We start from the raw sequence: 11,426 nt of genomic DNA on the forward strand, positions 1-11,426 counted from the left end.
CAGGGATGGGGGGCCGCTGATCAGGGGGACGGGCTCGCTAATGAACTCACTGGTTAGTTATTGAGCGGTTGGCCAGAGATGTTGCGCCCGCGTTTCGGCATGCGTCAAGGGGGTGCGCCGAAAGTATTCCGTGACGCTCAGTCCGCGGCCCGCTCCGCCGTCAGGTAGGCGATCACCATGTCGCCCAGCATGGTGCGGTAGTGCTCCCGCTGGTCGGCGGCGACCAGATCGCGGCCGAAGAGCGCGCCGAAGGTGTGCCGGTTGGCGACCCGGAAGAAGCAGAACGAGCTGATCATCGCGTGCAGGTCCACCGCGTCGACATCGGCCGTGAACAGGCCGGACTCGCGCCCCGAGGCCAGGATGCGGCCGATCACGTCGAGCGCGGGCGAGCCGATCTTGCCCAGCTCCGCGGAGGCGGCGATGTGCTCCGCCTCGTGGATGTTCTCGATGCTGACCAGGCGGATGAAGTCGGGGTGCGCCTCGTGGTGGTCGAAGGTGAGCTCGGCGAGCCGACGGATGGCCGCGACCGGGTCCAGATGCTCCACGTCCAGCTGCTGCTCGGTCTCCCGGATCACGCTGTACGCCCGCTCCAGCACGGCCGTGAACAGCTGCTCCTTGCCGCCGAAGTAGTAGTAGATCATCCGCTTCGTGGTGCGGGTCCGAGCGGCGATCTCGTCCACCCTTGCCCCGGTGAACCCGGCCCGGGCGAACTCCTGGGTCGCCACGTCGAGAATTTCGGCCCTGGTGCGGGCGGCGTCGCGGATGCGGCCGTTGGGTCGTGCCGGTTCTTCGACGCTGGTCATCGGGTTCCTTCGCGTTCCTCTCCGGCGAGGTGCCGTGCCGGAGATTGTAGAACCAGGCCGTTGTGCGGGGGTGGGCGGACCGTGGGCCGGGGGCTTCCCGTCGGTCTCGGATGCTGGTATAGCTAACGTACTAGTTCGTACATTAGTGAGCTGCCTGCTCACGCTCAGGAGGCCCCTCGGTGCTGTCCAAGGACTCGTATCTCGTCGGACTGATCGGTTCCGGCATCGGCCCCTCGCTCAGCCCGGCGCTGCACGAGCGGGAGGCGGACCGCCAGGGCCTGCGCTATCTGTACCGGATCATCGACATCGACGCCGTCGGTGTCCCGCCCGAAGCGGTGGGGGACCTGGTGCGGGCCGCCCGCGACCTGGGCTTCGACGGGCTGAACATCACGCATCCCTGCAAGCGGCTCGTCATCGAGCATCTGGACGCGCTCGACCCGCAGGCCGAGGCACTGGGTGCGGTGAACACCGTCGTCTTCGAGGACGGCTGCGCGATCGGGCACAACACGGATGTCACCGGGTTCGCGGCCTCGTTCGCGCGCGGGCTGCCCGACGCTCCGCTGGAGCGGGTCGTGCAGCTGGGCGCGGGCGGCGCGGGCGCGGCGGTCGCGCACGCCATGCTCACGCTTGGCGCGGGGGCCGTCACGGTGACGGACGCTGTGCCGGCTCGGGCGGTTTCGCTGGCCGCTGGGCTGAACCGGCGCTTCGGTGACGGCCGGGCGACCGCCGCGGCGCCGGACCAGCTGGCCGCGCTGGTCGCCGACGCCGACGGGATCGTGCATGCCACACCTACGGGTATGGCGGACCATCCTGGGCTGCCGCTTCCGGCTGGATTGCTGCATCCCGGGCTGTGGGTGGCCGAGGTTGTGTACCGGCCGCTGGAGACGGAGTTGTTGCGTGCCGCTCGCGGGGCTGGCTGCGCCACGCTGGATGGGGGTGGCATGGCGGTGTTTCAGGCTGCCGACGCCTTCCGCTTGTTCACGGGGCGGGAACCGGACGTCGGCCGAATGCTGGCGGACATTGGTGAGTTGGCCGGGGCCGTGAGTGTTCGTGACTAGGCGCCGTAGGGGTTGTGCCGTGTGTCGGCTGCGGGGCCGTTGTGGCTGGTCGCTCCCCCACTCTCGGCTGCGCTCGAGCGGGAGGACCCCCATCGCGGCGGAGCTGCATATGTCACAGCCCCGCGCCCCTAAGGGGGCGCCCCCTGAACCGGCGGATTAGCAGCACCGCCAGAAGTGTGAAGCCTCGAAGGAGCCCCCCCATGCGTACTTCCATCGCCACCGTCTCCCTCAGTGGTTCCCTCACCGAGAAGCTCACTGCCGCCTCGCGGGCCGGGTTCGACGGTGTCGAGATCTTCGAGAACGACCTGCTCGCCAGTCCCCTCGCGCCCGAGGAGATCCGCGAGAGGTGCGCCGACCTCGGGCTGAGTATCGACCTCTACCAGCCGATGCGCGATATCGAGGCCGTACCCTCCGACGAGTTCGCGCGGAACCTGCGGCGGGCCGAGCGTAAGTTTCAGCTGATGCGGCGGCTCGGGGCCGACACCGTGCTGGTGTGCTCCAGTGTGTCGCCGCTCGCCGTGGACGACGACGTGCTCGCCGCCCGGCAGTTGCGCCAACTTGCCGAACTAGCCCAGGAGTTCGGGATTCGCGTTGCGTACGAGGCGCTGGCCTGGGGGCGGCACGTGAGTACGTACGACCATGCGTGGCGCATCGTCGAGCGGGCCGATCACCCGGCGCTCGGTACCTGCCTGGACAGCTTTCACATTCTCGCCCGCGGGTCCGATCCCAAGGGCATCGCGGACCTTCCCGGCGAGAAGATCTTCTTCCTCCAGCTCGCCGACGCTCCGCTGCTCGCGATGGACGTCCTGCAATGGAGCCGCCACCACCGCTGCTTTCCCGGCCAGGGCGGCTTCGACGTGGCCGGGCTGCTGCTTCATGTACTGCGCACCGGTTACGACGGTCCGCTCTCCCTGGAGGTCTTCAACGACGTGTTCCGGCAGGCCGAGGCCGGTCCGACCGCGGTGGACGCCCGCCGTTCCCTCCTCGTCCTACAGGAGACCGTCGGAGTTGCGTCGCTGCCCGCGCCCGTCGTCCCCACCGGCGTCGCCTTCGCCGAACTGGTCACTCCGGACGCGGAACCCCTCGCGGCGCTGCTCGGCGCGCTCGGCTTCGCCCGCACCGCACGGCACCGCGGCAAACCCGTCGACCTGTGGCAGCAGGGCGAGGCCCGCATCCTGGTCAACACCGGACCTGCCGACCGCCGCCACGGCACGGCGCTCGCCGCGCTCGGCCTCGAGTCACCCGACCCGGCGGGCGCCGCCCGGCGCGCCGAGGCCCTGCTGGCACCGGTACTGCCGCGCCGCCGTGCACCACAGGACGTCCCCCTCGACGCGGTCGCCGCCCCCGACGGCACGGAGTTGTTCTTCTGCGCCACGAACCGGACCGAACTCCCCAACTGGCTCGCCGACTTCGAGGACCACGAGCACACCGGACAAGCCCCGAACGTGCACCGCATCGACCACCTCGCCCTCACCCAGCCCTGGCACCACTTCGACGAAGCGGCCCTCTTCCACCGCAGCGTCCTCGGGCTCCAGGCGCAGCAGAGCGTGGACGTCGCCGACCCGTACGGTCTGCTGCGCAGCCGCGCCGTCACCAACGCCGACGGCAGCGTCCGTATCGCCCTCACCGTCGGCGCGGCCCCGACGGACGACACGGTCCACGCCCAGCACATCGCGCTGGCCACGGACGACGTGGTCGCCGCGGCCCGCCGCTTCCGCGAGGCCGGCGGCCACCTGCTGCCGATCCCCGCGAACTACTACGACGACCTCGCGGCCCGGTTCGACCTCAGCGAGGGCGAGTTGGCTACATACCGCGAGCTGGGCATCCTCTACGACCGGGACGAGCACGGCGTCTTCCGGCACTGCTACACCCACACCGTCGGCCGCGTCTTCTTCGAGCTGGTCCAGCGCGACGGCGGCTATCGGGGGTACGGCGCCCAGAACGCGCCCGTACGTCTGGCGGCGCAGCACGCCGCGGGCGGCGTCACTGGCGGCTGACCGTCCGCGTCACGCCCGCGACGACCGTCGTGGCCAGGATCCAGCCGGTGAGGACCAGGACGTAGGACAGGTACTGGTACGGGCCCTTCGGGGCGAACGCGGCCTCCTGGCCGAAGGAGATCACCGGGAGCAGCAGGTCGAGGGTGTAGAAGACGGCGTTGAAGGGCGGCGCCTCGTCCGGCTTCAGGGCCGGCGGATGGTGCAGAGCGTACGAGATGGAGCCGACCGCGAGCAGCGACAGCAGCCAGACCGCGGCGCGCAGCGGGCGGAAGCCGTAGCCGACGGCCGCGTCCTGGACCTGGCCCCACAGGCGCCCGTACCAGGGAAGCGTGAGCCGGTGGCGGCGCTGCTTGGCCAGCTGGACGACGCGGGCCGCGTCGTCGTCGCCGATACGGCGGTAGGCGGCCGTCAACTGCTCGTAGGCGTGCGGGACATAGCGGTCGTCGTCGCGTTCCAGCATGGGCAGACGGCGCTCGGCGGGCTCATGGGGCGTGAGGGTCGTATAGCCGAGACCGTCGAGACGGACCGTGTCCGGCAGCTTCTCCGGCTCCACGAAGAGGACCTCGACCTGGGCCCGGCGTAGGTTGAGGCCGCCGTCCAGAGGTTCGCCCCTGCGCAGCCACAGTTCCCCGACGGTGCAACTGGAGGCCCGCAGCGCCATGTCGCCGGGGTTCGACAGACGCGCATGCGACAGGTCGAGGCGGCCGGCGATACGGGCGCCCCGTAGCCCGATCCACCCCTCGACGTCCGCGTGGCGCAGCAGGAGGTCGCCCTCCACGCTGAGCGTCACGGCGTCGAGGGCCACCTGGCCGGGGTGGGACAGGCGGGCGCTGCTGAGGTTGACCGACCCGTTTACGGTGGCGCCGTTGAGCCGTATCTCGCCCTGTGCGCGCAGCCCCAGCGCCAACAAGTCGTCTCCCACCACCGTCCGTTGGAGCTTGAGCGCGGGCTCCCCGTCGTCCGAGGCGGTGAGTTCGGCGCGCTCCAGGATCAGCGCACCGGATATCTGGGTCCCGCCCAGATGCACCCGCCCGCGCACCCGGCACTCCGAAAGATTCACCACGCCGTCGACCCGCGCGCTGCCGAGGTCCAGGGCGGGGAGCACGGAACCGCGCAGGCTGAGTCTGCGCAGCTGGGCGCCGTACATATAGGGCAGGTTGGCGAAGTAACTGTGCGTCAGGCTGATCGGGTGATCGACGACGGCGTGCATGAGGTCGAGCTCGCCGGTGATCCGGGCACCCCTGACCCGCAGGGCGGCGATCTCGCCGTCCTCCTGGGGCGCGCTGGCCAGCAGCGCCCTCAACACCGAGGCACGCAGGGTCCGTTCCGGCCCCCAGTCCGCTCCCGCGGCGGCGTCCTCGTCCCCGTCCATGCGGAAATCCACGACCTCCCCGCACGGGAAGGCCCGCCACACTCGCTCTTCGGCCGGCGTCAGATCGTTGATCTCCATCAGCGGGGACTCTGACGCGGCCCGGGGCGGGTGTCAACTCGCCGACTACGCCCTGGTGTTCCACTCCGCTACAACCGGCCACCCGTGTTCCGTCGACAGTCGGCTCAGCGTCCCCGTCTCCAGCCGGAACAGCCGCCCGTCCGACGGCGGCAGTCCCAGTCGGCGGGCCGTCAGCACACGCAGGAAGTGGCCGTGGGCCACGAGCAGCACGTCACCCTCGGGGAGCACCTCGGCGACCCGGGACAGGACCCGGTCAGCACGCTCGCCCACCTGCCCGGGCGATTCGCCGACGTGCCCCTCCGGGCCGGACGGCGCCCCGTCCGTCCACAGATCCCAGTCGGGCCGGGTGCGGTGGATCTCGACGGTGGTGACGCCCTCGTAGCCGCCGTACTCCCACTCGTGCAGATCCGGGTCCACCACCGCCCCGGACAGGCCCGCGAGTTCGGCGGTGCGCATCGCGCGGCCGAGCGGGCTGGTCAGGACGAGCGCGAAGGACCGGCCCGCCAGCATCGGAGCGAGGGACTTGGCCTGTTCCTCGCCGCGCCGGGTGAGCGGCAGGTCGGTCCGGCTGGTGTGCTGACCCGACGCGCTCCACTCGGTCTCGCCGTGGCGGATCAGGAGAAGGTCGCCCATGACCGTTACATCGCCTACTTCGCCGACTCGACGGAGTGGCCGCCGAACTGGTTGCGCAGCGCCGCGATCATCTTCATCTGCGGCGAGTCGTCCTGCCGGGAGGCGAACCGCGCGAAGAGGGACGCGGTGATCGCCGGCAGCGGAACCGCGTTGTCGATGGCCGCCTCGACCGTCCAGCGGCCCTCACCCGAGTCCTGCGCATAGCCGCGCAGCTTCTCCAAGTACTCGTCCTCGTCGAGCGCGTCGACCGCCAGGTCGAGCAGCCAGGAGCGGATGACCGTGCCCTGCTGCCAGGAGCGGAACACCTCACGTACGTCCGTGACGGAGTCGGCCGCCTGCAGCAACTCCCAGCCCTCGGCGTAGGCCTGCATCATGGCGTACTCGATGCCGTTGTGGACCATCTTCGAGAAGTGCCCGGCGCCCACCCTGCCCGCATGGACATAGCCGTACGGGCCTTCCGGCTTGAGTGCCTCGAAGATCGGCTGGAGCCTGTCCACGTGCTCCTTGTCGCCGCCGACCATGAGCGCGTAGCCGTTCTCCAGGCCCCACACACCGCCGGATACGCCCGCGTCGACGAAGCCGATGCCCTTCGCCCCCAGCTCCTCGGCATGCTTCTCGTCGTCCGTCCAGCGGGAGTTGCCGCCGTCGACGACCGTGTCACCGGCCTCCAGCAGGTCCCCGAGTTCATCGACGACGGACTGGGTCGGGCCGCCCGCCGGGACCATCACCCAGATCACCCGCGGGCCTTCGAGCCGACCGACCAGCTCGGTCAGGCTGCCGACGTCGGAGAGCTCGGGATTACGGTCGTAGCCGATGACGGTGTGCCCGGCCTGGCGGATGCGCTCGCGCATGTTCCCGCCCATCTTGCCGAGACCGATCAGTCCCAATTCCATGGCTGTCATGCCCTTTCGCTTCCTATGAGCGTGCGGTGGTCGGCCATCGTGGGCGGTGCGTCAGACACGGCCGCTCCCTGCCTTGTCGGCACCCCGCAGGGCGATCGCGTACATGTCGTCCGCGTCCAGGCGGCGCAGTTCCTCGGCGATCAGCTCGGAGGTGGGGCGGACCTTCAGAGCCAGGGTGCGCGAGGGCTGGCCGGGCAGGGAGAGGGTGGCCAGCGGGTCCTCAGGGCGGTCGATGCGGACCTCGCCGTTCACGGTGTCGAGCTGTACGCCCGTGACGACCGGGCCGGGGGTGACCACCCGATCGACCCGCACCCGCAGCCGGGCCTCCAGCCAGCGGGCCAGCAACTCGGCGCTCGGGTTCTCTGCCTCGCTCTCGACGGCGGCTGAGATCACCTCCGCACGGGCCTGGTCGAGGGCCGCTGCCAGCATCGAGCGCCACGGCGTCAGCCGGGTCCAGGCGAGGTCCGTGTCGCCGGGCGCGTACGAGGCGACGCGCTGCTCCAGGGCGACCAGCGGTGCCTCGACCGCGAACATGTCCGTGATCCGGCGCTGGGCCAGCGCCCCCAGCGGGTCCTTCGCGGGCACCTCGGGGGCGTCCACCGGCCACCACACCACGACGGGCGCGTCCGCCAGCAACAGCGGGAGGACCACCGAATCGGCGTGGTCGCCGGCCTCCCCGTACAGCCGGAGCACGACCGTCTCGCCGGTGCCCGCGTCCGCGCCGACCCTCACCTCGGCGTCCAGTCGGGACTTCGTGCGGTCGCGGGGCGTTCGGGAGACGCGCCTGATGACGACCAGGGTGCGTGAGGGGTGCTCGTGCGAGGCTTCCTCGGCCGCCTTGATCGAGTCGTACGCGTTCTCCTCGTCCGTCACGATGACCATCGTCAGGACCATGCCCACGGCGGGGGTGCCGATGGCGCGGCGGCCTTCCACGAGGGCCTTGTTGATCTTGCTTGCCGTGGTGTCGGTCAGGTCGATCTTCATGGCCTGCGCCAGCTCCGTCCGTTCTTGTGTGCCGGATCCCCATTGTCGTCGAGCGATGTGGCGACCGCTTGGGATCAACCATGCGTGGCGGCCGGGGATTCCCGGGCGGGGAGCGGGCGCGGACACGGAGAAGGGGCGGGCCGTTCGGCCCGCCCCTTGTGGGGGGTTTCCGGTGGTGGCTTTGGTGCTATCCGGCTGACTGGAGGACCTGGACGTAGTCGACGACCATCGGGTGGCCGGGCTCGGTTGCGGCGTCCGGGCCGCCGCCGTGGGCGTTCGGGAAGGCGCCGCCCATCGCGACGTTCAGGATGATGAAGAAGCCGTGGTCCGTGGCGTTGGTCCAGGTCGTGGCGTCGACCTGGTTCTCGCGCACCGTATGGAAGTTGTCGCCGTCGACGTAGAAGCGGATCTCCTCGATGTCGGCCGACCTGTCCCACTCCAGGGCGAACGTGTGGAAGCCGGCCGTGCATGCCTCGCCGGGGCACGCGGTGGAGCTGCCGATGCCGGTGTTCTCGTTGCAGGGGCCGCCCGGGGCGGTGCCGCAGTGCATCGTGGCGAACACCGTGTTCTGGCCCTGGGTGTTCTCCATGATGTCCAGCTCGCCGACCATCGGCCAGTTCTGGTAGTTGCCGCGGTAGGGCTCGCCCAGCATCCAGAACGCGGGCCAGTAACCCCTGGCCGCGGCGCCGGTGACGTTCGGCGTCTGGAGCCGGCTCTCGACGCGCAGCTTGCCGCCGGCGGGTGGCTCGAAGTCGGTGCGGTTGGTCTCGATGCGGCCGGAGGTCCAGTTGCCGGAGGCGTCGCGGCGTGGCGTGATCCGGAGGTTGCCGTTGCCGTCGAGCGAGACGTTGTCCGTGCTGTCGGTCATCGTCTCGATCTCGCCGGTGCCCCAGTTGGCGGGGCCGCCCGGGTAGCCGGTGCCCGTGGCGTACTGCCAGTTGTCGCGGTTGACGCCGGAGCCCGCGGCGCCGTTGAAGTCGTCGGTGAACACCTCCGTCCAGCCGGACGGGGGCGGTGGGGGAGACGCGTTCGCGGGCAGGGTGATCGCCGCGGCGCCCGCGGCCAGGCCCAGCGTGCTCAGTACGGCGATGAGCACGTGCTTGAGGGGTTTGCGCCTGCTATGGGTTCCACTCATGGATGCCTCGTTCACGGTGGTGTGGGGGTGCGGGTGGGGGGTCCACTGAGAGGGGTTTGAGAGCGCTCTCAATGAAGCCGCGCCCGACAATGTGCTCTCTGTCACGTCAGTCGTCAAGAGGTAAAGCAGAGAAAGTGCTTGCGGGGGAGTGGAGTTCACACTCTGAACGAAGGGGAAGAGCGTGCGCCCGGAGGGCGAAGCCCCCGGTCACAGGGGCGGGGCCGGATCCGTAACCGGCAGCGCCCCGCCGCATCGGCAGGACCCCGGCGTACGTCCTCACCGGTGAGAGGGATATCGTCCGCGTGGATCAGTGGGCGCGCCGGGGGGCGTGGAGCAGAAGGAACCAGCCACGAGACGCGAATCAGACGGCGTGATCAAGCCGTGTACGAAAAAAATCAAGCCGAGCGTCAAATGGTGGGAACCTTCGGCCCGTTTCTGACTTCCTACCGTGTGCCGCGTTGTGGCCCGAGTATCCCTTTCCTCGTCTTCCTCCTCGGTCACGGACGCCGCACACCACGCTCACTGAACCACGCACAGGAGAACACGTATGCCCAGCCGCCGTCGCTTCCTCGCCGGGACCGCAGTCGCGCTCGGCGTCACAGGGGCGGCCACGGCCTGCGAGTCGGTCACGACCCCGGCCACCGACGCGCTCCCGCAGGCCCCCGTCGTGCCCGCCGCCCAATCCCCGGCGAACGGGCTGAACTTCGTGGTGATCCTCGCGGACGACCTCGGATACGGCGAGCTCGGAGCGTACGGACAGAAGCTGATCCGCACCCCGAATATCGACGCCCTCGCCGCCGAGGGGCTGCGCTTCACGGACGCCTACGCGGCGGCCCCGGTCTGCGCGCCCTCGCGCTGCTCCCTGTTCACCGGGCTGCACAGCGGGCATGCGACCGTACGGGAGAACCCGTGGGGGCCCGGTGGCCAAGCAGCCCTCACCGACCGCGACTTCACCTTCGCCGAGGCCCTGCGCGCCCGCGGCTACCGCACCGCGCTGGTCGGCAAGTGGGGCTTCGGCCCCGAGGAGCCGAACCAGCCGAGCCACCCCAACGCCCGTGGTTTCGACGAGTTCTACGGCTACATCTCGCACCGGCACGCCCACGACTACTACCCGCCGTACCTGTGGCGCAACGCCGAGCGGGAGGCGATCCCGGACAACGAAGACGGCGCCAGACGCGTCTACGCCCCCGATCTCCTCGAGACCCGCGCCCTCGACTTCATGGACGCGCACAAGGAGGAGGCCTTTCTCCTCTGCCTCACGCCCACCCTGCCGCACGCGCCGAGCCGCGCGCCCGAGATGGGGGCGTACGGCGACAGCCCCTGGCCGCGGCCCGACAAGCTGCACGCCGCCCAGGTCAGCAAGTTCGACTCGCTCGTCGGCAACGTCACCAAGCGGCTGGAGTCGCTTGGCATAGCGGACCGCACTGTGGTGATCGTCACCAGTGACAACGGGCCGCACGAGGAGGGCCGTACCGACCCCGGGCTCTTCGCCGCGAGCGGTGGGCTGCGCGGGCTCAAGCGGAACCTGTATGAGGGCGGTATCCGCGTTCCGCTCATCGCCTGGTCGCCGAAGCGGGTTCGCTCCGGCGTCACGGACCGGCCGACTCCGCTCACCGATCTGCTGCCGACGCTTGCCGAGCTCGCGGGGGCGCCTGCTCCGGCGGATGTCGACGGGCTGTCCATCGCGCCGCTGTTGCGGGGTGGCGCGGACTCCGTCGCCCGCCATGATCACTTGTACTTCTACCGCAACCACAGTGGCCGGACTCCGGGTTCCGATGCCATCGACCGGTGGCGGGGGCGGCGGCTCGCCGAGGCGTTGCGGCGCGGGGATATGAAGGCGGTGCGGTTCGCGCCGGGGCAGGACCGTAACGTGCCCGACGACCGGTGGGAGGTCGAGCTGTACGACCTCGCCAGGGATCCCGGCGAGCGGGACGACATCGCCGACAAGCTGCCTGGTGAGGCGGATGCGTTGGTGCGGCTGATGCGGTCGTCTTGGGCGGAGCAGTACGAGCGCAAGCCGTTCGGGGTTTCGCTCGATGTCGTTTCGCGCGGCGACGGTTTTGTGGTGACGGCCACCCTCGCGAATGGCTCCGCCAAGCCGTGGACTGGGGCTGGGCTTGAGCTTCGGGTGCCGGGGGGCTGGAGCGTGCAGGTGCTCGGGTCGGTGAGCGCGGACTTTGTTGCTGCGGGTGGTCGGCTCGCGGCGCGGTGGATGGTTACGCCTACCTCCGAGGGCGGGTGGGTGAGCTGCGTGGGTACGGCGCGGCATGCGGGGGTGCCGGTGAGGTATGCGGCGAGCGCCCACACCAGCAGCGCTGCGGCCTAGGCTCCGCCGGTTGCGGTTCCGTGGGCGGCGGGGTTTCTTTCCCCAGCCCCGCCCCTTCCAGGCTGTATCAACGTGCGGCTCCGCCGCGTGGGGAGCTGCGGCCCCAGGCCCCCTGCCTTCGGCGGGGCGGGTGGTGGC

At 70.4% G+C, this 11,426-nt stretch carries 8 protein-coding genes and 1 pseudogene; 3 read left to right on the top strand and 6 right to left on the bottom strand.

Going from position 1 to position 11,426, the window contains the following annotated elements; all coding sequences use genetic code 11:
* Positions 1-137 precede the first annotated feature (137 nt).
* Positions 138-803, bottom strand: a complete 666-nt coding sequence (locus G6048_RS42570; protein WP_165344975.1) for a TetR/AcrR family transcriptional regulator — start codon at positions 801-803, stop codon at positions 138-140.
* Positions 804-985: 182 nt separating this feature from the next.
* Between G6048_RS42570 and G6048_RS42575 the strand changes: the two genes are divergently transcribed.
* Positions 986-1,861: a shikimate dehydrogenase gene (locus G6048_RS42575; RefSeq protein ID WP_165344981.1), complete on the top strand. Its 876-nt coding sequence runs from the start codon at positions 986-988 to the stop codon at positions 1,859-1,861.
* Positions 1,862-2,061: 200 nt separating this feature from the next.
* Positions 2,062-3,858: a bifunctional sugar phosphate isomerase/epimerase/4-hydroxyphenylpyruvate dioxygenase family protein gene (locus G6048_RS42580; protein WP_165344976.1), complete on the top strand. Its 1,797-nt coding sequence runs from the start codon at positions 2,062-2,064 to the stop codon at positions 3,856-3,858.
* Here the strand turns inward: G6048_RS42580 and G6048_RS42585 are convergent.
* The 5 genes and pseudogenes from G6048_RS42585 to G6048_RS42605 form a co-directional block, all read right to left on the bottom strand.
* Complete coding sequence (locus G6048_RS42585; RefSeq protein WP_165344977.1) at positions 3,845-5,308, bottom strand: translocation/assembly module TamB domain-containing protein; 1,464 nt, start codon at positions 5,306-5,308, stop codon at positions 3,845-3,847. The two genes, G6048_RS42580 and G6048_RS42585, sit on opposite strands and share 14 nt — an antisense overlap.
* Positions 5,309-5,353: 45 nt before the next feature.
* Positions 5,354-5,941 carry a histidine phosphatase family protein gene (locus G6048_RS42590; RefSeq protein ID WP_165344978.1) on the bottom strand — a complete coding sequence of 196 codons (588 nt, stop codon included), beginning with the start codon at positions 5,939-5,941 and terminating at the stop codon, positions 5,354-5,356.
* A 14-nt stretch (positions 5,942-5,955) separates the two neighbouring features.
* Positions 5,956-6,834 carry a phosphogluconate dehydrogenase (NAD(+)-dependent, decarboxylating) gene (gene gnd / locus G6048_RS42595; protein ID WP_165344982.1) on the bottom strand — a complete coding sequence of 293 codons (879 nt, stop codon included), beginning with the start codon at positions 6,832-6,834 and terminating at the stop codon, positions 5,956-5,958.
* A 60-nt stretch (positions 6,835-6,894) separates the two neighbouring features.
* On the bottom strand, positions 6,895-7,827 hold the full coding sequence (gene opcA / locus G6048_RS42600; protein WP_165344979.1) for a glucose-6-phosphate dehydrogenase assembly protein OpcA: 933 nt from the start codon (positions 7,825-7,827) through the stop codon (positions 6,895-6,897).
* 190 nt (positions 7,828-8,017) lie between these two features.
* Positions 8,018-8,962, bottom strand: a pseudogene (locus tag G6048_RS42605) (glycoside hydrolase family 16 protein); the annotation flags it as partial.
* A gap of 547 nt (positions 8,963-9,509) precedes the next feature.
* Here G6048_RS42605 and G6048_RS42610 point away from each other — a divergent pair.
* Positions 9,510-11,288 (top strand): sulfatase-like hydrolase/transferase, encoded by a 1,779-nt coding sequence (locus G6048_RS42610; RefSeq protein WP_165344980.1) that lies wholly within the window; start codon positions 9,510-9,512, stop codon positions 11,286-11,288.
* The last annotated feature ends 138 nt before the right edge of the window (positions 11,289-11,426 follow it).

This window comes from Streptomyces ureilyticus (assembly GCF_011045025.1).
Taxonomy (GTDB): Bacteria; Actinomycetota; Actinomycetes; order Streptomycetales; family Streptomycetaceae; genus Streptomyces; species Streptomyces ureilyticus.

Excerpts from the sequence above, each read along its gene's own strand:
- G6048_RS42570 (WP_165344975.1), bottom strand. The coding sequence starts at position 803 with ATGACCAGCGTCGAAGAACCGGCACGACCCAACGGCCGCATCCGCGAC.
- G6048_RS42580 (WP_165344976.1), top strand. The coding sequence starts at position 2,062 with ATGCGTACTTCCATCGCCACCGTCTCCCTCAGTGGTTCCCTCACCGAG.
- G6048_RS42585 (WP_165344977.1), bottom strand. The coding sequence starts at position 5,308 with ATGGAGATCAACGATCTGACGCCGGCCGAAGAGCGAGTGTGGCGGGCC.
- G6048_RS42590 (WP_165344978.1), bottom strand. The coding sequence starts at position 5,941 with ATGGGCGACCTTCTCCTGATCCGCCACGGCGAGACCGAGTGGAGCGCG.
- gnd (WP_165344982.1), bottom strand. The coding sequence starts at position 6,834 with ATGGAATTGGGACTGATCGGTCTCGGCAAGATGGGCGGGAACATGCGC.
- opcA (WP_165344979.1), bottom strand. The coding sequence starts at position 7,827 with ATGAAGATCGACCTGACCGACACCACGGCAAGCAAGATCAACAAGGCC.
- G6048_RS42610 (WP_165344980.1), top strand. The coding sequence starts at position 9,510 with ATGCCCAGCCGCCGTCGCTTCCTCGCCGGGACCGCAGTCGCGCTCGGC.